At 59.7% G+C, this 20,932-nt stretch carries 20 protein-coding genes and 1 pseudogene; 11 read left to right on the forward strand and 10 right to left on the reverse strand.

Going from position 1 to position 20,932, the window contains the following annotated elements:
• Window positions 1–37: 37 nt before the first annotated feature.
• A complete protein-coding gene (locus AC1D1M_RS06875) occupies window positions 38–2,401 on the forward strand; it encodes a hybrid sensor histidine kinase/response regulator (RefSeq protein ID WP_477775055.1) in 2,364 nt (787 codons plus the stop codon).
• On the opposite strand, the gene AC1D1M_RS06880 is transcribed toward AC1D1M_RS06875, so the two are convergent.
• From AC1D1M_RS06880 to msrB, 3 genes are all read right to left on the reverse strand, one after another.
• On the reverse strand, window positions 2,385–2,846 hold the full coding sequence (locus AC1D1M_RS06880) for a MarR family winged helix-turn-helix transcriptional regulator (RefSeq protein WP_477775056.1): 462 nt from the start codon (window positions 2,844–2,846) through the stop codon (window positions 2,385–2,387). The two genes, AC1D1M_RS06875 and AC1D1M_RS06880, sit on opposite strands and share 17 nt — an antisense overlap.
• Complete coding sequence (locus AC1D1M_RS06885; protein ID WP_477775057.1) at window positions 2,843–3,328, reverse strand: glutathione peroxidase; 486 nt, start codon at window positions 3,326–3,328, stop codon at window positions 2,843–2,845. The genes AC1D1M_RS06880 and AC1D1M_RS06885 overlap by 4 nt, the downstream gene beginning before the upstream one ends.
• 125 nt (window positions 3,329–3,453) lie before the next feature.
• Window positions 3,454–3,849, reverse strand: coding sequence for a peptide-methionine (R)-S-oxide reductase MsrB (msrB, locus tag AC1D1M_RS06890; RefSeq protein ID WP_477775058.1), 396 nt, complete (start codon window positions 3,847–3,849; stop codon window positions 3,454–3,456).
• Between the two features lie 227 nt (window positions 3,850–4,076).
• On the opposite strand from msrB, the gene AC1D1M_RS06895 reads away from it, so the two are divergent.
• Together AC1D1M_RS06895 and htpX are read left to right on the forward strand one after the other, a co-directional pair.
• On the forward strand, window positions 4,077–5,288 hold the full coding sequence (locus AC1D1M_RS06895) for a pyridoxal phosphate-dependent aminotransferase (protein ID WP_007973513.1): 1,212 nt from the start codon (window positions 4,077–4,079) through the stop codon (window positions 5,286–5,288).
• A 315-nt stretch (window positions 5,289–5,603) separates the two neighbouring features.
• Complete coding sequence (gene htpX / locus AC1D1M_RS06900; protein WP_007973520.1) at window positions 5,604–6,494, forward strand: protease HtpX; 891 nt, start codon at window positions 5,604–5,606, stop codon at window positions 6,492–6,494.
• A 53-nt stretch (window positions 6,495–6,547) separates the two neighbouring features.
• Here the strand turns inward: htpX and AC1D1M_RS06905 are convergent, their stop codons facing one another.
• Window positions 6,548–7,204 (reverse strand): thiopurine S-methyltransferase, encoded by a 657-nt coding sequence (locus tag AC1D1M_RS06905; protein ID WP_477775059.1) that lies wholly within the window; start codon window positions 7,202–7,204, stop codon window positions 6,548–6,550.
• A gap of 102 nt (window positions 7,205–7,306) precedes the next feature.
• Between AC1D1M_RS06905 and AC1D1M_RS06910 the strand changes: the two genes are divergently transcribed.
• Window positions 7,307–8,074 carry a DODA-type extradiol aromatic ring-opening family dioxygenase gene (locus AC1D1M_RS06910; protein ID WP_477775060.1) on the forward strand — a complete coding sequence of 256 codons (768 nt, stop codon included), beginning with the start codon at window positions 7,307–7,309 and terminating at the stop codon, window positions 8,072–8,074.
• Between the two features lie 83 nt (window positions 8,075–8,157).
• Here the strand turns inward: AC1D1M_RS06910 and AC1D1M_RS06915 are convergent, their stop codons facing one another.
• A complete protein-coding gene (locus AC1D1M_RS06915; protein WP_477775061.1) occupies window positions 8,158–9,831 on the reverse strand; it encodes a DEAD/DEAH box helicase in 1,674 nt (557 codons plus the stop codon).
• Window positions 9,832–10,253: 422 nt separating this feature from the next.
• Between AC1D1M_RS06915 and AC1D1M_RS06920 the strand changes: the two genes are divergently transcribed.
• On the forward strand, window positions 10,254–11,045 hold the full coding sequence (locus AC1D1M_RS06920) for a crotonase/enoyl-CoA hydratase family protein (protein ID WP_477775062.1): 792 nt from the start codon (window positions 10,254–10,256) through the stop codon (window positions 11,043–11,045).
• Between the two features lie 114 nt (window positions 11,046–11,159).
• Here the strand turns inward: AC1D1M_RS06920 and AC1D1M_RS06925 are convergent, their stop codons facing one another.
• Complete coding sequence (locus AC1D1M_RS06925; RefSeq protein ID WP_008017195.1) at window positions 11,160–11,915, reverse strand: spermidine synthase; 756 nt, start codon at window positions 11,913–11,915, stop codon at window positions 11,160–11,162.
• A 150-nt stretch (window positions 11,916–12,065) separates the two neighbouring features.
• Between AC1D1M_RS06925 and AC1D1M_RS06930 the strand changes: the two genes are divergently transcribed.
• A complete protein-coding gene (locus AC1D1M_RS06930) occupies window positions 12,066–13,412 on the forward strand; it encodes a class II 3-deoxy-7-phosphoheptulonate synthase (protein ID WP_008017196.1) in 1,347 nt (448 codons plus the stop codon).
• Between the two features lie 114 nt (window positions 13,413–13,526).
• On the opposite strand, the pseudogene AC1D1M_RS06935 reads toward AC1D1M_RS06930, so the two are convergent.
• Window positions 13,527–14,750: pseudogene (locus tag AC1D1M_RS06935) on the reverse strand (winged helix-turn-helix domain-containing protein); the annotation flags it as partial.
• A 64-nt stretch (window positions 14,751–14,814) separates the two neighbouring features.
• On the reverse strand, window positions 14,815–15,030 hold the full coding sequence (locus AC1D1M_RS06940) for a DUF1127 domain-containing protein (protein WP_007983517.1): 216 nt from the start codon (window positions 15,028–15,030) through the stop codon (window positions 14,815–14,817).
• 95 nt (window positions 15,031–15,125) lie between these two features.
• Here AC1D1M_RS06940 and AC1D1M_RS06945 point away from each other — a divergent pair, with 95 nt between their 5' ends.
• Entirely contained in the window at window positions 15,126–15,980 is an 855-nt protein-coding gene (locus AC1D1M_RS06945; protein WP_150726292.1) for a LysR substrate-binding domain-containing protein, read from the forward strand.
• Here the strand turns inward: AC1D1M_RS06945 and AC1D1M_RS06950 are convergent.
• The gene (locus AC1D1M_RS06950; RefSeq protein ID WP_477775063.1) at window positions 15,970–16,719 is read right to left on the reverse strand and encodes a sulfite exporter TauE/SafE family protein; all 750 of its coding nucleotides are present in this window, start codon (window positions 16,717–16,719) and stop codon (window positions 15,970–15,972) included. The two genes, AC1D1M_RS06945 and AC1D1M_RS06950, sit on opposite strands and share 11 nt — an antisense overlap.
• 110 nt (window positions 16,720–16,829) lie before the next feature.
• On the opposite strand from AC1D1M_RS06950, the gene AC1D1M_RS06955 reads away from it, so the two are divergent.
• From AC1D1M_RS06955 to AC1D1M_RS06970, 4 genes are all read left to right on the forward strand, one after another.
• The gene (locus AC1D1M_RS06955; RefSeq protein ID WP_477775064.1) at window positions 16,830–17,786 is read left to right on the forward strand and encodes a LysR family transcriptional regulator; all 957 of its coding nucleotides are present in this window, start codon (window positions 16,830–16,832) and stop codon (window positions 17,784–17,786) included.
• A gap of 67 nt (window positions 17,787–17,853) precedes the next feature.
• Complete coding sequence (locus tag AC1D1M_RS06960) at window positions 17,854–18,315, forward strand: MarR family winged helix-turn-helix transcriptional regulator (protein ID WP_008017203.1); 462 nt, start codon at window positions 17,854–17,856, stop codon at window positions 18,313–18,315.
• 365 nt (window positions 18,316–18,680) lie between these two features.
• On the forward strand, window positions 18,681–19,100 hold the full coding sequence (locus AC1D1M_RS06965; protein WP_218494460.1) for an organic hydroperoxide resistance protein: 420 nt from the start codon (window positions 18,681–18,683) through the stop codon (window positions 19,098–19,100).
• Between the two features lie 34 nt (window positions 19,101–19,134).
• The gene (locus AC1D1M_RS06970) at window positions 19,135–20,148 is read left to right on the forward strand and encodes an alpha/beta hydrolase (RefSeq protein WP_477775065.1); all 1,014 of its coding nucleotides are present in this window, start codon (window positions 19,135–19,137) and stop codon (window positions 20,146–20,148) included.
• A gap of 173 nt (window positions 20,149–20,321) precedes the next feature.
• Here AC1D1M_RS06970 and AC1D1M_RS06975 read toward each other — a convergent pair whose 3' ends face one another.
• Window positions 20,322–20,891, reverse strand: coding sequence for an elongation factor P (locus tag AC1D1M_RS06975; RefSeq protein WP_007943632.1), 570 nt, complete (start codon window positions 20,889–20,891; stop codon window positions 20,322–20,324).
• Window positions 20,892–20,932: the final 41 nt, after the last annotated feature.

The raw sequence follows: 20,932 nt of genomic DNA on the forward strand, positions 1-20,932 counted from the left end.
GCCTCGCGAGAACATCAGTAGGCAGGCATGATCGGCTATGCTTGAGCAGCGAAAGGAAACAGAAGTGGTTCACCCCCCCATGGATATAAAATTCACCAACCGGCTGTCATTCAAGCAAGCCCGGCTTACCGTGCTGGTCGGTTTCATTCTGGGCACGCTGCTCAGCCTGCTGCAAATAGGCATCGATTATGCCAGTGAAGATGCCTCCATCAATCGTGAAATCCTTTCATTACTGGAAATCAGCCACAACCCGGCCTCGCGAATCGCCTACAACATCGACGCCGAACTCGCCAAGGAACTGACCCTGGGCCTGCTGCGTTCGCCGGCGATCATTGGCGCGAAACTGACCGACAACAACGGCACTGTGCTGGCCAACGTCAAGCGACCCGGTGTGGAAAACGGTTACCGGATGTTCAGTGACTTCCTGTTCGGCGCCAACCGACAGTTCGAAGACCGACTTTACCTGGATCATTTACCCAATGAGTCCCTGGGTACGCTGCGGCTGAACGTCGACACTTACGCCTTCGGCAACCGGTTCCTGCGCCGGGCCGAAGTGACCCTGCTCAACGGCTTCGCCCGCAGCCTGCTGCTGTCCGGCATCCTGTTGGCGCTGTTCTATGTGATGCTGACCAAACCCCTGGTGCGGGTCATCCGTGAACTCAGCGGTCGCGACCCGAGCAGCACCGAGCCGAGCTCACTGGAGTGTCCCGCCGGGCACGCCGACGATGAGATCGGCGTGCTGGTCAAGGTTGCCAACCAGCAATTCAAAAACATCGCCACCGAAATCCAGCAGCGGCGCAACGCGGAAAACCGCCTGACCGAGTATCTCGGCCAACTGGAAAATATCGTCTCGGCCCGCACTGCCGAACTCAACGCGATCAACGCCCGGCTGAGCCAATCCAACGAGGAACTGGAAGCCGCTCGTAGCACAGCACTGGACATGGCCGAAGCCCGCTCGGTGTTCCTGGCCAACATGAGCCATGAAATCCGCACGCCCCTCAATGGCTTGCTCGGGATGATCGCGCTGTCCCTCGACGGGCCGTTGAATGCCGAACAACAGCAACAGCTGTCCATCGCCCATGACTCAGGCAAAGTGCTGGTGGAATTGCTCAACGATATTCTCGACTTGTCGAAGTTCGATGCCGGTCAACTCGAACTCGAACACATCCCCTTCGACCTCGGCTCGCTGATCGAAGACACCGCCAACCTGTTGTCGCAGAACGCCGCCCCCAGCGTCGAACTGACCTGCCTGATCGATCCGCATTTCCCGGCACTGGTGCTCGGCGATCCGACCCGGGTGCGACAGATCGTCAGTAATCTGCTGTCCAACGCCTTGAAGTTCACCCGATTCGGACGGGTCGACGTGCGCCTGTCGACGTTCGGCGACGGCGTCAGAATCGAAGTGTGCGACACCGGCATCGGCATCCCTCAGGATGCCCAGGTCAAGATCCTCCAGCCTTTCACCCAGGCCGGCGCCGGCATTACCCGCCAATTTGGCGGTACCGGGCTGGGCCTGGCCCTGACCTACAACCTTTGCGAAGCCATGCAAGGGCGCCTGACGATCAGCTCCGAGCCGGGATTTGGCAGCCAGTTCTGCGCGGACTTGCCATTGCCCAGCCATACCCGTGCAATGCCTGCTGTTTCGCTCAAGGGCAAAGTCATCGCCATCACGGCCGCCAGTAGCGGACTGGGCGAATTGCTCAACAGTCTGTTGCCTGGCTGGGAGCTGGACTATGAGCGGCGCTCCATGGATGACCCACTGATTGGCCTGGCGGCCGACGTACTCATCACCGACTGCCCCGAGTGCCTGTTCAATTTGCGCCCCACCCTCAGCGCACCGATCCTGCTGATTACCGCTTATGGCAATTTCATGCCCAGCGAAGAGGTCAATGCCCTCGCCCCCTTGCAACAGCAGGCCCGCCCCCTGGCACGCAATACGCTGCATCAGTTGTTGCGGCGGATCCTGCAACCGCAAACCCACCCGATCAATGACGTCCGACTCGACGCGCAATGCCCACAGCGCCGCGGGCGCGTGCTGCTGGTGGAAGATAATCCGGTCAACCAACTGGTGGCCAAGGGCATGCTCGGCAAACTCGGCTGCGAGGTCACCACCGCTGCTCATGGTGCCGAGGCCCTGGATCAACTCGAACAACGGGAGTTCGATCTGGTGCTGATGGACTGCAACATGCCGGTGATGGACGGCTATGAGGCCAGCCGGCAAATCCGCCACAGCGGACGCTGGCCCCAGCTGCCCATCGTCGCCTTGACGGCCAACGCCATGTCGGAGGAGCGCGAACGCTGTCGTGCCGCGGGCATGAGCGACTACCTGGCCAAACCCTTCCGGCGGGAAGAACTGGCCTCCCTGCTGGACTTGTGGATCCCCGTTACGACAACGTCTTGATCTGTCCCAACAGGTGATCAAGACCATCGCGCAACTCGTTGAGACGATTCAGATCGACCCCGCTGTCGCACAACAGGCGCGCCTTGAGTGGCCCGACCTGATCGCGCAAGGCCATGCCGGCCGGCGACAGGCTCAGATGCACTTCACGCTCATCGCGTGCCGAACGCTGACGCTGCACCAGTTGCAGTTGTTCGAGGCGTTTGAGCAACGGTGTCAGCGTGCCGGAATCCAGGGCCAAGCGCTCGCCCAGTGCCTTGACGGTCGGTTGCTCCGGGGCTGCTTCCTGCCACTCCCACAGCACCAGCATCGCCAGGTACTGAGGGTAAGTCAGGCCCAACTGATCGAGCATTGGCTTGTAGGCGCGAATCACCGCCCGGGAAGCAGCGTACAGCTTGAAACACAGCTGGCTGTCGAGCTTCAGGGAATCGACTGACAAGGTGTTCATTTGAGCAAGGCTTCGATCTCGCGGGTCAGGTCCTGCGGCTTGGTCGCCGGGGCAAAGCGCTTGACCAGTTGCCCGTCCTTGCCGATCAGGAACTTGGTGAAGTTCCACTTGATGCCCTGGGAACCCAGCACACCCGGTGCGCGCTTTTTCAACTGCACGAACAAGGGATGGGCGCCAGCACCATTGACGTCGATCTTTTTGAACAGCGGGAAGCTGACACCGAAGTTCAGCTCACAGAATTCAGAGATCGCCCCTTCGTTGCCCGGCTCTTGCTTGCCGAACTGGTTGCAGGGAAAACCGAGCACCACCAGGCCCTGGTCCTTGTAGGTCTGCCACAGCTCTTCCAGGCCTTTGTACTGCGGAGTGAAACCGCATTTGCTGGCCGTGTTGACCACCAGCACGGCTTTGCCGGCGAAATCCGCCAGGGTCTTTTGTTCACCCTTGATGGTGGTGCAAGGGATGCTCAGCAGGTTGTCGCTCATGTTTGAGGTTCCGAACGAATGGAAGAGACAATAAAATAGCGAGCAATTGAATTGTGTGCAATTTAATTAATCAAAACGCTGACCAACTGCAGGAGCTGCCGAAGGCTGCTCCTACAGGGCTCGCATTACGAGCGGGGTACCAGGTCCAGGCACACCGAGTTGATGCAATAGCGCAGACCGGTCGGCGGCGGACCATCAGGGAATACATGCCCCAGGTGCGCGTCGCATTTGGCGCAGACCACTTCGGTGCGGATCATGCCGTGACTGACATCACGGATTTCGGTCATGGCGCTGTCGCCGATCGGCGCATAGAAACTCGGCCAGCCGCAGCCGGAATCGAACTTGGTCCTGGAGTCGAACAGCGGCTCGTTACAGCAGATGCAGTGGTAGACGCCGTCGGTCTTGGTGGCGTTGTATTTGCCCGAAAACGGTCGTTCGGTGCCTTTGAGGCGGCACACGTTGTACTGCTCTGGATCGAGCATCGCCTTCCATTCTTCCAGGGATTTTTCCAACTTTTCCATCATCACACCTCAGCGGCTGAAAAAGCCCGATCTGTACCTTTTCCACGGATCGGGCGGCACGTATGATTGCGCCTCGTCAAACGCCAGTCTGGCAGCCAGACCACGCGCATTCAAACGGAAATATGGGTGCTGCATCTCAAGGCGTCAGGCCTGTGTGAATACGCAGGATTCCCAGCACGGTTGTCCAAAACGCCGTCTGGATCGTTCATTTTCGGGAACACATCGCCATGCAGGTCAGCAAATCGAACAAGCTCGCCAACGTCTGCTACGACATTCGCGGCCCGGTGCTCAAGCACGCCAAGCGCCTGGAAGAGGAAGGTCATCGCATCCTCAAGCTGAACATCGGCAACCCGGCACCTTTTGGTTTCGAAGCACCGGATGAAATCCTCCAGGACGTGATCCGCAACCTGCCGACCGCCCAGGGCTATAGCGACTCCAAGGGCCTGTTCAGTGCGCGCAAGGCCGTGATGCAGTACTACCAGCAAAAGCAGGTGGAAGGCGTCGGCATAGAAGACATCTACCTGGGCAACGGCGTTTCCGAACTGATCGTGATGTCGATGCAGGCCCTGCTCAACAATGGCGACGAAGTGCTGGTGCCGGCGCCCGACTATCCGCTGTGGACCGCAGCCGTGAGCCTGTCCGGCGGCAATCCGGTGCATTACCTGTGCGACGAGCAAGCCAACTGGTGGCCGGACCTGGCCGACATCAAGGCCAAGATCACCCCGAACACCAAGGCCCTGGTGATCATCAATCCGAACAACCCGACCGGCGCGGTATATTCGAAGGAAGTCCTGCTGGGCATGCTGGAACTGGCCCGCCAGCACAATCTGGTGGTGTTCTCCGACGAGATCTACGACAAGATTCTCTACGACGATGCCGTGCACATCTGCACCGCCTCCCTGGCGCCAGACCTGCTTTGCCTGACGTTCAACGGTCTGTCCAAGTCCTATCGCGTGGCCGGTTTCCGTTCCGGCTGGATCGCCATTTCCGGCCCGAAACACCACGCCCAGAGCTACATCGAAGGCATCGACATGCTGGCAAACATGCGCCTGTGCGCCAACGTGCCGAGCCAGCACGCGATCCAGACCGCCCTGGGTGGCTATCAGAGCATCAATGACCTGGTGCTGCCGCAGGGCCGCCTGCTGGAGCAACGCAACCGCACCTGGGAGTTGCTCAACGACATTCCGGGCGTGAGCTGCGTCAAACCGATGGGGGCACTGTATGCATTCCCGCGGATCGACCCCAAGGTCTGCCCGATCCATAACGACGAAAAGTTTGTTCTCGACCTGCTGCTCTCCGAGAAACTGTTGGTGGTTCAAGGCACCGCATTCAACTGGCCATGGCCGGACCACTTCCGCGTCGTGACCCTGCCCCGTGTCGATGACCTGGAGATGGCCATCGGACGCATCGGCGGCTTCCTCAAGTCCTACCGCCAGTAAGCGATCTGTCACCGTGCGACGTTCCCGCAGGTCGCACGGTGATTCATTCGGCAACATTTGTTTGCATTTCGCCACTGGCAGTCGCTTTGTCGCTGCCGGATAGCGCCTTGCCTGCTCGCGCCTAACAAAGGCGGGGCCTTCGACATGAATTGACTGACAAACTCTTCCCGCATACTCGTCGGAATTGCCCTGCAAGCAGCTAGACTGTTGCCGTAGGACACAGTTTGAAATAGTCACCCGGTTGAATACCCCGGTGCAGCACCTTATATACCCCGCAGTACGCTACATCTTTAGCATGAGGAGATTTCTACAACCATGATGCGCATCCTGCTGTTCTTGGCCACTAACCTGGCGGTCGTGCTGATTGCCAGCATCACCCTGAGCCTTTTCGGCTTCAACGGGTTCATGGCGGCCAATGGGGTTGACCTCAACCTCAATCAGCTGCTGATTTTCTGTGCGGTCTTTGGTTTCGCAGGTTCGCTGTTCTCGCTGTTCATCTCCAAGTGGATGGCGAAGATGAGCACCAGCACCCAGATCATCACCCAGCCACGCACCCGTCACGAGCAATGGCTGCTGCAAACCGTCGAGCAACTGTCCCGCGAAGCCGGGATCAAGATGCCCGAAGTCGGGATCTTCCCGGCCTACGAGGCGAACGCCTTCGCCACCGGCTGGAACAAGAACGACGCATTGGTCGCGGTCAGCCAGGGATTGCTCGAGCGCTTCTCGCCGGATGAAGTGAAAGCCGTCCTGGCCCACGAAATCGGCCACGTCGCCAATGGCGACATGGTTACCCTGGCGCTGATCCAGGGCGTGGTGAACACCTTCGTGATGTTCTTCGCGCGGATCATCGGTAATTTCGTCGACAAGGTGATCTTCAAGAACGAAGAAGGCCAGGGCATTGCCTACTACGTGGCGACCATCTTCGCCGAACTGGTTCTGGGCATCCTGGCCAGCGCCATCGTCATGTGGTTCTCGCGCAAGCGCGAATTCCGTGCCGACGAAGCCGGTGCAAACCTGGCCGGCACCGCCGCGATGATTGGCGCCCTGCAACGCCTGCGGGCGGAACAAGGGCTGCCGGTGCACATGCCCGACACCCTGAACGCCTTCGGCATCAACGGTGGCATCAAGCAAGGGTTCGCTCGCATGTTCATGAGCCACCCGCCACTGGAAGAGCGTATCGACGCTCTGGCTCGTCGTCGGGGCTGATTCTTCTGCAGCAGAAACCAAAACGGGGCGATCTGATCGCCCCGTTTTTTTTGCTAGTGGCTCGTCAGCCGGTAAACCCGCTCCTCCAGCCGCGTGACGCCCGCCTGCAGAAACTTCTCGCTCTCACTCAATACGTCCTGATCCTCCAGAACCTTCAACGACCACGACCCACCCAACAATCGCTGCACCTCATCATCAAGCACGGCAAACGGCGGTCCATCCATCTGTACCTGGTCATAGTCCAGCGTGATCAATAATCCGCGACACTCTTTCGGCAGAATCCGATTCAGGTGCGTGGCATATTGCTCACGCATCTTCGGCGGCAACGCAATCAACGCGGCGCGATCATAGAGCGCGGAGCAATCAGCAGTGTCGCCGGCCGTCAGCTCAAAGAAATTACCACACCAAAGCTCGATGGAACCTGCCCGATAGACCTTGAATGGCCCCTGCTCGCTGATGGCCGGATCAAAACCATGCTCGCTGAAAAACTCCTCGACGGCTTTTTCCGACAGTTCGATTCCCAAGACCTCATGGCCTTGATGAGCGAGCCACAGCAAATCCAGGCTTTTTCCACATAACGGCACCAATACGCGCGCCCCCTCTTCAAGGCTTAACGCTGGCCAGAACCGCTTCAGATGAGGGTTCACCTGCGGCAGGTGAAATCCGATCTGGTTCGCCGCCCACTTTTTGTGCCAAAACTCCGGCTGCATAAATAACCCCGAAAATTCGATCAAAACACCCTAAAACTTATATTAGATTTAGATTAATGATCTGACTGAAGATGTTGCATCTTAACTCTCAGGAGCTCATTCATGTTCCCCAGCCTGTACATATCCCACGGCTCCCCCATGCTGGCTCTGGAGCCCGGCGCCAGCGGGCCGGCACTCACCCGCCTGGCCGCCGAGATACCGAAGCCAAAAGCCATCGTGATTGTTTCTGCGCACTGGGAAAGCAATGAACTGCTGGTCAGCGGCAATCCACAACCAGAAACCTGGCATGACTTCGGCGGCTTCCCCAAAGCCCTGTTCGAAGTCCAGTACCCGGCTCCCGGCGATCCACGACTCGCCGCAGAGGTTGCCGAGCTATTGAAAACCGCTGGCTTTCCTGTGCGTATCGACAGCAATCGGCCTTTCGACCATGGCGTCTGGGTGCCTTTATCGCTGATGTACCCGCAAGCTGACATCCCAATTGTCCAGGTATCGCTGCCCACCCGTGGCGGCCCCACCTTGCAGACCCGCGTTGGCCACGCGCTGGCCAGCCTGCGCGAGCACGGGGTGCTGCTGATAGGCTCCGGCAGCATCACCCACAACCTGCGGGAACTGGATTGGCATGCCGGCCCCGAGAGCGTTGAGCCCTGGGCACAGGCGTTTCGCGACTGGATGATCGACAAACTCGCAGCGAATGACGAAGCCGCATTGCACGACTACCGCGCGCAAGCACCGAATGCTGTGCGCAACCATCCCAGCGACGAACACTTGTTGCCGCTTTACTTTGCCCGCGCCGCTGGCGGGCCGTTCAGCGTTGCCCACCAGGGCTTCACCATGGGTGCACTGGGCATGGACATCTACCGCTTCGGCTGAAGCACAGGGCTGTTTCGCAGGCAAAAAAAATCCCCGAACCAGTCGGGGATTTTTCATGTTCGATCAATCAGCCCGAGAGCGGATCAATCTTCGCGGTAGCGACGCAGCTTCAACTGCTTACCGGCAACGCGAGTGTCCTTCAGCTTGGTCAGCAACTTCTCAAGACCATCTTCCGGCAGCTCGACGAGGCTGAAGCTGTCACGCACCTGGATGCGACCGATGGCTTCACGCGCCAGACCACCTTCGTTGAGGATGGCGCCCAGCAGGTTCTTGGCGGCGATACCGTCACGCGCGCCCAGCGCGGTACGGCAACGGGCACGGCCTTCAGCCAGTGGCATTGGAGCGCGACGCTCGCGGTCACCACGCTCAGGACGATCACCGGAACGCTCTGGACGATCGCCACGCGGTGCGTTGTTCGGCACCAGTGGACGTTCTTTCTCGATTGCAGCCAGGGTCAGCGCTTGAGCGTTGGTTGCCTTGCGCAGCAGGGCTGCGGCCAAGGCACGCGGGGTGCAACCGATGTCGGCAGTCAGGCGATCCAGCAGATCACCGTGGGTCGATTCGGCATCGGCCACCAGCGGCGACAGGCTGTTGGTCAGTTTCTTGATGCGGGCATCGAGAACGGCCTGAGCGTCCGGCAGGCGAACTTCGGCAACTTTCTGACCAGTAACACGCTCGATCACTTGCAGCATGCGGCGCTCACGCGGAGTCACCAGCAGCAGTGCACGACCTTCGCGACCGGCACGGCCGGTACGGCCGATACGGTGAACGTAGGATTCCGGATCGTACGGCATGTCAACGTTGAACACGTGAGTGATGCGCGGAACGTCCAGGCCACGAGCAGCAACGTCGGTCGCCACAACGATGTCCAGACGGCCATCCTTGAGGGAGTCGATCACTCGCTCACGCTGGTTCTGGGCGATGTCACCGTTCAGCGCAGCGGCTTTGTAGCCTTTGGCTTCCAGGGCACTGGCCAGATCCAGGGTCGCTTGCTTGGTGCGCACGAACATGATCAGGGCGTCGAAATCTTCCACTTCCAGCAAGCTGAGAACGGCCGAAGTCTTCTGGTCAGCGTGAACCAACAGGTGAGCCTGTTCGATCGCGGTAACGGTCTGGGTCTTGGTCTGGATCTTCACGTGTTGCGGATCGCGCAGGTGGCGTTCAGCAATGGCACGGATCGACTGCGGCAGGGTGGCCGAGAACAATACGGTCTGACGGGTGACAGGCAAGGCCTTGAAGATAACTTCCAGGTCGTCCATGAAGCCCAGTTTGAGCATTTCGTCGGCTTCGTCGAGAACCAGGTGGTTCACGGTCGCCAGTACTTTTTCGTCGCGACGCAGGTGGTCGCACAGACGGCCCGGAGTGGCGACAACGATCTGTGCGCCATTACGGATTGCTTTCAGCTGTGGGCCCATCGGCGCGCCGCCGTAGACAGCCACAACAGTTACGCCCGGCATTTGCTTGGCATAGGTTTCGAAAGCGGTTGCAACTTGTAGCGCCAACTCACGAGTTGGGGCCAGGATCAGGGCTTGCGGTTCGCGCTTTGCAGGATCGATGCGATGCAGGATCGGCAGGGCGAACGCAGCGGTTTTACCCGTACCGGTTTGCGCCTGACCAATCATGTCGTGACCGGCCATGATGATCGGGATCGATTGCTGCTGAATAGCCGATGGCTCTTCGTAGCCAGTCGCGGTGACGGCTGCAAGAATATTCGGATTAAGATTAAAAGCGGCGAAGCCGCCGGTTTCCTGGGTCATGGGTCTGCCTCTAAGTGCATCCGCAAAGACCCATGCTCCAAAGCTGCGCGTGCCGTGTTGAGACTCAAGAGTCGCCCTGGCAGCTTTGTCGGCGGGGATTTGCGAAAACGAATGAATGAAAAGAATCGTCAAGGGAGAGTCCGCTGGGCGGACGTGCAGCCGAAGCTGGCTTCGGGGAATTGCGCTACCTAAACGCGGCCCGGTTAAAGGCCGGCGCGCACTATACCGGAATTCACCCAAAAAGGGAGCTTTTTTTATCGGAAATCCGCCGGATACGCCGTTGTGTCACAGGCTTTGCGAATAATCGATCAGCCGTCTACTTTTCAAAGGCCCGGCCTTGCGGGTGATGGCGCTAAAACGGTTCACCCTTTGCCGTGCAGACCGCCGGTCTGGCACGCCTTTCCCACCCCTAGGATCGCTCCATGAATCAGCCCAGCTCCAGTCGAGTCAGCCGCGAACGGCATGGTCATGTGTTCCTGATCGGCCTGGATCGGGTGGCCAAGCGCAACGCCTTCGATCTCGACCTGCTCAACGCGTTGAGTCTGGCCTATGGCGAGTTCGAAGCCGACAGCGAGGCGCGGGTGGCGGTGGTGTTTGCTCATGGCGAGCACTTTACCGCCGGGCTCGACCTGGTCAATGCCAGCGTCACACTGACAGATGGCTGGCAGGTTCCGCCCGGCGGCTGTGATCCGTGGGCGGTGTTCGCAGGTCCCAGGGTCAGCAAACCGGTGATCGTCGCCGCCCAAGGCTATTGCCTGACCATCGGCATCGAGTTGATGCTGGCCGCCGACATCAACCTGTGCGCCAGCAACACCCGGTTCGCGCAGATGGAAGTGCAACGCGGGCTCTTCCCATTCGGCGGTGCGACCCTGCGTCTGCATCAAGTCTCCGGCTGGGGAAATGCCATGCGCTGGTTATTGACCGGTGATGAATTCGACGCCCGTGACGCCTTGCACCTGGGTCTGGTGCAGGAGGTCATGGCCAGTGAAGACTTGCTGCCCCGGGCGATTGAACTGGCCGAGCGGATCGCCCGCCAGGCGCCGCTTGGGGTGCAGGCGACGTTGATGTCTGCGCGACAGGCCCGCTATGAAGGGGAAACTGCGGCGGCACAGGCGTTGCCGCTGCTGGTCAAGAAGTTGATGGCCAGCGAGGACGTCAAGGAAGGTGTGCGGTCGATGGTGGAGCGGCGGCCTGGAGTGTTTAAAGGGCTTTAGCTTTGTATTGCCAGTTGGAAAGCTATCGCGAGCAAGCTCGCTCCCACAGGGATCTGCGCAAAACCTGTGGGAGCGGGCTTGCCCGCGAAGGGGCCCGTCCAGACAATCAATTAATCAGGTAGCCGGACGAATGCACTTGATCAACGAATCCAGCGAATACCCCAACCGCGGCGCCAGCGCTTCGGCGCGAGCGATCAAGCCGTCCATGTCCAGTTCCTGATCCAGCTCCGACGGCACGATCAGAATCACGTTGCCCTCCTTCACCGGCAGCTCCCAGTAGTGTCGGTGGTACAAACCACGCAACAACGCGGCGCCCAAGGGTTTGCCATCGTCGGTAGCCCATTGATTGATGACCAGCCAGCCACCCGGATTCAATCGCTTCTGGCAGTTTTCCAGAAAGCTCCAGGCCAGATGTCCGACACCCGGACCGACATCGGTATAAAGGTCGACGAAAATCAGGTCAGCCGATTCGGCAGTGTCGAGCAGTTCCAGGGCATCGCCAACGCGAATGTACAGGCGCGGATCGTCATCCAGCCCCAGGTATTCAATGGCCAGGCGCGGTACGTCCGGGCGCAGCTCGATGGCTTCGACATCTTCCAGCGGCAGGAACTTGAGGCAGGCCTGAGTCAGCGTACCGGCGCCGAGACCGAGAAACAGCGCGCTTTCCGGGTGCTCGTGGCACAACGCACCAATCAGCATCGCCCGGGTATAGTCGTACTCAAGCCAGCTCGGATCGGCCGTGAACACGCAGCTTTGCTCGATGGCATCACCGAACTCGAGAAAACGGTAATCGGCCACTTCCAGCACACGAATCACACCGAACTCGTCCTGTACCTCGGCGAGCAGATGCTCGACGCGCTCCTCAGTCATTTCATCTCCTGATCGTCACCGGGGCCGGCAACGCAATAACACCGCGTGTAGAGAGCGGCAAAGGCGAGATTGTCGGCGAAGCGACGGGAACAGGTCACGCACTAATTTGCTGATAACATGGACGTCCGAGCGAAAACACTAGAGACCGTGATGAGCCAACCCTGGAGCCCTGACAGCTGGCGCGCCCTGCCGATCCAGCAACAACCCCAATACCCCGACGCCGCGCATTTGCAGCAGGTCGAGCAGACCTTGGCCAGCTATCCGCCGCTGGTATTTGCCGGTGAAGCCCGTGAGTTGCGCCGTCAGTTTGCCGAGGTGACCCAGGGCCGCGCGTTTCTATTACAGGGTGGCGACTGCGCCGAAAGCTTCGCCGAATTCTCCGCGGCGAAAATCCGCGACACCTTCAAGGTGTTGTTGCAGATGGCGATCGTGATGACTTTTGCCGCCGGCTGCCCGGTGGTCAAGGTCGGGCGCATGGCCGGGCAGTTCGCCAAACCCCGTTCGGCCAATGACGAAACCATCGATGGCGTGACCCTGCCCGCCTACCGTGGCGACATCGTCAACGGCATCGGTTTTGACGAAAAAAGCCGCGTGCCGGACCCGGAGCGCCTGCTGCAGTCCTATCACCAGTCCACCGCCACCCTGAACCTGTTGCGCGCGTTTGCCCAGGGCGGGTTTGCCGATCTGCATCAGGTGCACAAGTGGAACCTGGACTTCATCGCCAACTCGGCACTGGCGGAAAAATACAGCCACCTGGCTGACCGCATCGATGAAACCCTGGCGTTCATGCGCGCCTGTGGCATGGACAGTTCGCCGCAGCTGCGCGAAACCAGTTTCTTCACCGCTCACGAAGCGCTGCTGCTGAACTACGAAGAAGCCTTCGTGCGTCGCGACAGCCTGACCAACGATTACTACGACTGCTCGGCGCACATGCTGTGGATCGGCGACCGCACCCGACAGCTCGACGGCGCCCACGTCGAATTCCTGCGTGGGGTGAACAACCCGATCGGGGTCAAGGTCGGCCCGAGCATGAACCCCGACGACCTGATTCGCCTGATCGACGTGCTCAACCCGGACAACGACCCGGGCCGCCTGAACCTGATCGCACGGATGGGCGCGAACAAGGTCGGCGATCACTTGCCGCAGCTGATCCGCGCCGTCCAGCGTGAAGGCAAGCAGGTGCTGTGGAGTTCCGACCCGATGCATGGCAATACGATCAAGGCCAGCAGCGGTTACAAGACCCGCGACTTCGCGCAGATCCTTGGCGAAGTGAAGCAGTTCTTCCAGGTGCATGAAGCCGAAGGCAGTTATGCCGGTGGCATCCATATCGAAATGACCGGGCAGAACGTCACCGAGTGCATCGGTGGTGCGCGGCCGATTACCGAGGATGGCTTGTCGGATCGCTACCACACCCATTGCGATCCGCGGATGAATGCCGATCAGTCGCTGGAACTGGCGTTTTTGATTGCTGAGACACTGAAGCAGGTTCGGCGCTAGATTTTGCTTGCCTGATAGACCGCCATCGCGAGCAAGCTCGCTCCCACACTTGATTTGTGAACGACACAGAATCGATGTGGGAGCGAGCTTGCTCGCGATGGCGTCAGAWCAAACACCGCCAATTTGTATGAATGCCACCCGCAACCTTGCCGCACTCGCCCGCGGGCAATTCAACTGAACCTGCGCCAACCCCAGCCAATCCGCCATTTGCCGCAAATTGACCGCCAACGCCAGCATCCCCTCCTCATCCAGCCCCGCGACCTCTTCATGCACCGCATGCACGGCCAAACGGCCCACCGCCCGTTCGGCGCGCAGATCGACCCGTGCAGCAATCCGCTCGTTGTGCAAAAACGGCAGGACGTAATAGCCGTACACCCGCTTGTCCTGTGGTGTGTAGATCTCCAGCCGATAGCGGAAATCAAACAGCCGCTCGGTCCGGCTGCGCTCCCAGATCAGCGAATCGAATGGCGAGAGCAATGCACTGGCGGCGACTTTGCGTGGCACTTTTGGCTCGGGCAGACAAAAGGCCGGTTGTCGCCAGCCCTGGACTTCGCAGGCCAGCAATTCACCGGCCTCGACCAACTCGGCCAAACGGGGACGACTGTCCGCTGGGTTCAAGCGGAAATAGTCACGCAAATCCTTCTCTGTGCCGACACCCAATGCCATTGCCGCATGCCGCAACAGGCCGCGCTGGGCGTCTTCTTCACTCAGGATGGGTTGCGCAAGAACCGTCGGGGGAATCACCCGCTCCGGCAAATCGTAGAGCCTTTCGAATCCGCGCCGGCCGGCAACGGTCACTTCACCGGCAGCGAACAACCATTCCAGCGCATGCTTTTCCGCGCTCCAGTCCCACCAGGGCCCGGCTCGTTCCTGACGGCTCGACAGGCTCCCGGCGCCTAGCGCGCCCTGTTCCTCAACCGAAGCCAGCACCCGGCGAATGGTGTCTTGCTGTTCGCGGCCAAAGCGCGCCAATTGTTGATAGATGTCTTCGCCACGGCTCGCACGCTGCATGCGCCAACGCATCAACGGGTACATGGAAAGTGGCAATAACGAGGCTTCATGACCCCAATACTCGAACAACGTACGGCGCCGGCCCTGACTCCAGGCAGCCTGGTCGAGCAAATCGGAAGAGTAGTTACCGAGGCGGGAAAACAGCGGAAGGTAGTGCGAACGCACCAATGCATTGACCGAATCGATTTGCAGAATGCCCAGCCGTTCGATCAGGCGATTGAGCGCAACAGCCTTGATCGCCGCTGGCGATGACCGCCCGTTGAACCCTTGGGCGGCCAGCGCCAGACGCCGAGCCTGTTTAAGGGTAAAGGACAATGTTGCGGGCATGGGCGTCTCCTTGTCTGCTCGCAACCTACCTCACCGGTAAGGGGTTTGTGTAGCGTGGCATTCATCATTTATGCATCGGGTCATTCCAGAACGGTTTGATCGACTCGTTCTCCACATCCGCACGGCTCATGCCGATGTCCTTGAGTGCTTCGTCGCTCAAGCTCGCCAGCAGTTCGCGCTCGCGATGCAGTTCGTACCAGCGGCCGACCTTGTGCAGCAGATCGGATATCACGTGAATCGAGTGTTTTTCTGCGCCGTGGAACTCATGTTGACCTTTCATCTTGTTGCCCTCCGTTTGGATGGCTCCAGTCTCGCGCCGGGTCTAAGATCAATCCAACGAATGTTTCTGATGTCACATATCTCGGAGATTGATGGATGTCCGCCTACCCGAGTATCGATACCGAAGTGTTGCGCACCTTCGTCGCCATCGCCGACCAGGGCGGCTTTACCCGCGCCGGCGAAATCGTCAACCGCACCCAGTCAGCCGTCAGCATGCAGATGAAACGGCTGGAAGAAGATGTGCTGCAGCGTCAGTTGTTCCAGCGCGACGGGCGGCAGGTGCGACTGACGGCTGAAGGCCAGGTGTTGCTCGGCTATGCGCGACGCATCCTCAAGCTGCACAGTGAGGTATTCAACACCTTGCGTGAACCCGACATGGTCGGCACCGTGCGTATCGGCACGCCGGACGATTATGTGATGCGGTTCCTCCCGGGAATTCTGCGCCGGTTTGCCCAGTCTTACCCGCTGATTCAGATAGAAGTGCACTGCGAATCATCAAAACAACTGCTGATGCGCCAGGATCTGGACCTGTCCATCGTGACCCGCGAACCGGGCAGTGAAATCGGTCAGTTGTTGCGCAAGGAACGCTTTGTCTGGGCCGAAGCGCAATGCTACAGCGCTCACGAGCAGACGCCGCTGCCGCTGGCGATGTTCAACAGTGATTGCTTCTGCCGCCTGTGGGCCTGCAATGCCCTCGATGCCCGGGGGCGCGATTACCGGGTGGCGTACAACAGCGACAGCCTGTCGGCGATCATGGCGGTGGTCAGCGCCGGCCTGGCCGTCACCGCGCAACTTGAAAGCCTGATCACCGCGGACATGCGCATCCTCGGTGAGGCCGAGGACCTGCCGCTGCTGCCAGAGGCCAGCATCATGCTCGTGCGCAACCTGCATAACCCGTCGCCGATCACCGAGTGCCTGGCCGAGCACATCGTCGAAGGCTTCAAACTTTGAAGGCGAGCATCACCGCACAGAACACCAGGAACCCGCAAAACAGCCCGCGCAGCAACCGCTCCGGCAATGCGTGGGCAACCTTCACGCCCCAACTGATGCTCATCAGTCCGCCGACCGCCAAGGGTAAGCCGATCACCCAGCTGACCTGATGGTGCGCGGCGTAAGTCACCAGCGTCACCCCCGTACTCGGCAAGGCCAGCGCCAACGACAACCCCTGCGCAACCACCTGACTGGTGCCAAACAGACTGGTCAGCACCGGTGTCGCCACCACCGCGCCCCCCACACCGAACAACCCGCCCATCGTGCCGGAAGCAGCACCAAGCAGGCCCAGCCAGGGCCATGAGTAGTTCATCTGCGAAGCCGGCGGAGCGCTAGCGGCGAACATGCGAACGAGGTTGTACGCCGAGAGTGCGATTAGAAACGCGACAAACCCCATGCGCATGGTTTGCGCATCAATGCCCACCGCCCAGATCGATCCGAGCCAGGCGAAGCAGAACCCCATGATGGCCAGCGGTAACGCGTGGCGCAGTTCGATCCGGTTGCGCTGATGATAGCGCCACAGCGCCAGCATCACGTTCGGCACCACCATCACCAGCGCTGTGCCTTGGGCTATCTGCTGATCGAGCCCGAACAGCACGCCCAGCAGCGGAATGGCGATCAGGCCGCCGCCGATGCCAAACAAACCGCCCAGCGTGCCCAAGGCAGTGCCGAACACCAGATACATCAGAAACTCAATCACCGTCGATTTCTCCTTACCTCACGACATCGATGCTACGCAGTTGCATCTGGCGCGGAAACGCATAGCGACGCACAATGGCTGTGCCAAATTCGCACAAGCGCAAAGCTGCCATGAACCCGAATCAACTGACCGACCAACTGGCTTTGTTCCTCGATGTGCTGGAAACCGGCAGTTTTTCCGCCACCTCGCGCCGTCATCCGCTGACCCCTTCGGCCGTTGCACGGCGTATCGACAGCCTGGAAAGCGCGGTCGGCAGTCAGTTGTTCATCCGCAGCACGCATGCAGTACGTGCCACCCCGGCGGGATTGGCCTTTGCCGAGCGCGCACGGCGGATCGTCGCCGAGTTGCGCCTGGCCCGGGCCGAGGCGGTGTCCCTGAGCAGCGCGCCGGAAGGTCTGATTCGTATCGATGCGCCGGCAGCCTTTGGTCGCCGGCACCTGGCACCGGTGATTGCCGATTTCCTCATGCTCTACCCCGGGCTCGATGTTCAACTGCACCTTATCGACAGTTTCGTCGACATGCAGGGCCAGAACCTCGGCAAGGTCGATCTAGTGCTGCGCGCCGGCCAATTAGCTGACACCCGACTGGTGGCCACGCCGCTGGCGAGCATGGTGCGCATCGCCTGCGCCAGCCCTGATTATTTGCGGCGTCGCGGCGTGCCGACTGATCCGTCACAGCTGATTGAACACGACGGACTCGACTGGGATGGCCTGGCCCCGCTTTTCGCCTGGCGTTTCGAGCTGGACGGGCAAATGCAGTTGCACCGGCCGGCGCGGGTCCGCATGAGCGCCAACAATGCCGAAGCACTGGTGTGCGGCGCATTGGCCGGACTGGGTATCGCACACCTGCCAACCTGGCTGGCCAGCGAGTACCTGTTGCGGGGTGAGTTGTTACCGTTGTTCTGCGAAAGCGGCCTGCCGAAACCGGAAAGTGCCGGCATCTACGCCTTGCGCCTGGAACAACAACCCAACCCCCGCAGTCGCTTGTTGCTGGAGTACCTGAAAACCCGCTTCAGCCCGGTTCCGCCCTGGGATCTGCTGCTGCAAACCCATTTGCAACGGCACTGATCAAAATTATCTGGCGCATTAAAGATTCGCCCGCTAGATTCCCAAGATCACAGATCAAGGCTTCGACATGACCACCGAGCGCAACACCCCGGACAACTGCGACAACCTGCTGCTGGACAATCAGGCCTGCTTCGCACTGCATTCCACTTCGCTGATGATGACCAAGGTCTACAAACCCTTGCTGCAAGCGCTGGGCCTGACCTACCCGCAATACCTGGCGATGATGGTGTTGTGGGAAAGGGACGGTTTGACCGTAGGCGAAATCAGCACACGGTTGCTGACCGACCCAGGCTCGTTGACGCCGCTGCTCAAGCGCCTGGAAGCCGAAGGCTTGCTCAGCCGAACCCGCAGCCGCGAAGACGAGCGCGTGGTGATCGTCGAACTCACCGAGCAGGGCCGAGCCTTGCGCGACAAAGCCCGGGATATTCCCCAGTGCATCCTCGGCGCCAGCGGGATGACACTGGAGCGCCTGCAAAACCTGCAAGCCGAGCTGCAGGAGCTGCGTCGTCACCTGCAAGACAGCCTGTAGTTTCCAATTCACCACAAATCCCTTGTGGGAGCGAGCTTGCTCGCGATGGCGGTGTGTCAGCCAGCATCATTGCTGAATGTGAGACTGCAATCGCGAGCAAGCTCGCTCCCACAGGAGCTCTGCGGCCCACCAGAAAACCGGGTTCGCCACCGTCTCCTAAAAAAATCCCCGCTGAAAAATCCCCCCTCAATAGCTCTATTTCAATACTTTCAACCTAAACCACCCCACAGCCTTGCGTCTTTTTTCAAATTTCTTTGAAAGTTTATATTGCGCGCTAAATATTTGCGCGATACATTCACTTCGCACTTGCTTAGCGCACAAACATTTAGCGCAAAACAAACCAAACCCTGAACGAGGCTTTCACCATGCAAACTCTCTACACCGCAATCGCAACTTCCACCGGTGGCCGTGACGGTCGTGCGGTTTCCAGCGACAACATCCTCGACGTCAAACTCGCCACCCCGAAAGAACTCGGTGGGGCCGGCGGCGCAGCCACCAACCCTGAGCAACTGTTCGCCGCCGGCTACTCCGCCTGCTTCATCGGTGCCCTGAAATTCGTGGCCAGCCAGACCAAGCGCAGCATCCCGAACGACGCTTCGATCACCGCCCACGTCGGCATTGGCCAGATCCCTGGCGGCTTCGGTCTGGACATCGACCTGCACATCAGCCTGCCGGGCCTTGAACAAGCCGATGCACAAACGCTGGTCGATGCGGCCCACCAGGTCTGCCCGTACTCCAACGCCACCCGTGGCAACGTCGATGTGCGTCTGCACGTAACCGTCTAAGCGCTGACTACCCAGGCCCGAACAGGAAACGAACATGAACACTTTCAGCAAAGTCTTGACCGGTACCCTTCTCGCCTTGTCCATCAGCAACGCGTTTGCAGGTACTGGGGTTGAACACAACACCCAGGCATTCCTCGACGTTCTGAACGCCGGTACCGGCAAGCCGATGGAACAAATGACGCCCGCCGAGGCCCGCGCCGTTCTGGTAGGCGCGCAGGCCGGGGTGAAGCTGACGCGGCCAAAAGCCGATGTCAGCCAGAAGACCATTCAAGTCGACGGCCAACCGATCAGCCTGACCATCGTCCGGCCGGCCGGGGTCAAGGGTGAGCTGCCAGTGTTCATGTTCTTCCACGGCGGTGGCTGGGTGCTGGGGGACTTCCCGACCCACGAGCGATTGGTTCGAGACCTGGTGACGGGTTCGGGTGCAGCGGCCGTCTTCGTAAACTACACGCCGTCGCCGGAAGCGCATTACCCGGTGGCGATCAACCAGGCTTACGCCGCGACCCAATGGGTGGCCGAGCACGGCAAAGAGATCAACGTTGATGGCAAGCGCCTGGCGGTAGCCGGCAACAGTGTCGGCGGCAACATGGCGGCAGTGGTAGCACTGATGGCCAAGGACAAGGGCACACCGGCGATCAAGTTCCAGGTACTGCTGTGGCCGGTGACTGATGCCAACTTCGAAACGGCGTCGTACAACCAGTTCGCCGAAGGACACTTCCTCACCAGGAACATGATGAAGTGGTTCTGGGACAACTACACCACCGACGCCAATCAGCGGAACGAGATCTACGCCTCGCCACTGCGCGCAACCACCGCCCAGTTGAAAGGACTGCCACCTGCCCTGGTGCAGACCGCCGGTGCCGACGTGCTGCGCGATGAAGGTGAAGCCTACGCCCGCAAACTCGATGAAGCCGGTGTGCCGGTGACCTCGGTTCGCTACAACGGCCTGATCCACGACTACGGTTTGCTCAACGTGGTGAGCCAGGTGCCGGCGGTGCGTTCGGCGATGCTGCAGGCTTCGCAGGAGCTCAAGGAACACCTGAAATAAAAACTGTGGGAGCGAGCTTGCTCGCGAAGGCGGCGTGTCAGGTAATGAGAATGTGTCTGGCAAACCGCTTTCGCGAGCAAGCTCGCTCCCACAGGGTTTCTGGTTGAACCCGAAATCGCGGACACAAAAAAGCCCGACTCAATGGTCGGGCTTTTTCATTCCTCAAGCAGTGCTTATTTGGCACGGCCTTTGTAGGAACCGCCTTCGCGGGTATCGATCTCGATCATGTCGCCGATTTCGATGAAGTCAGCAACCGACAGCTCGGTACCGTTCTTCAGTTTGGCAGGCTTCATCACCTTGCCGGAAGTGTCGCCGCGAGCGGAACCTTCGGTGTAGTCAACCTGACGCACGATGGTGGTCGGCAGCTCTACGGAAACCAGACGCTCTTCGAAGAAGATCGCTTCGCAAACATCGGTCATGCCTTCTTCAACGAAAGGCAGAACGGCTTCGATGTCTTCAGCGTTCAGCTCGTACATGGTGTAGTCGGTGGTGTCCATGAACGTGTAGGTGTCGCCGCTGATGAAGGACAGGGTCGCTTCTTTGCGGTCGAGGATTACGTCGTCCAGTTTGTCGTCGGCGCTGTAAACGATCTCGGTCTTGTAACCGGTCAGCAGGTTCTTCAGCTTGGTCTTCATGATCGCGCTGTTACGACCGGACTTGGTGAATTCAGCTTTCTGAACCAGCCAAGGATCGTTTTCGAGACGAATCACGGTCCCGGGTTTCAGTTCTTTACCAGTTTTCATTGCGAATATCCGAATTTGGATGGGATTTACAAAAATCTAGG

Source organism: Pseudomonas sp. P1_F7, from assembly GCF_056405655.1.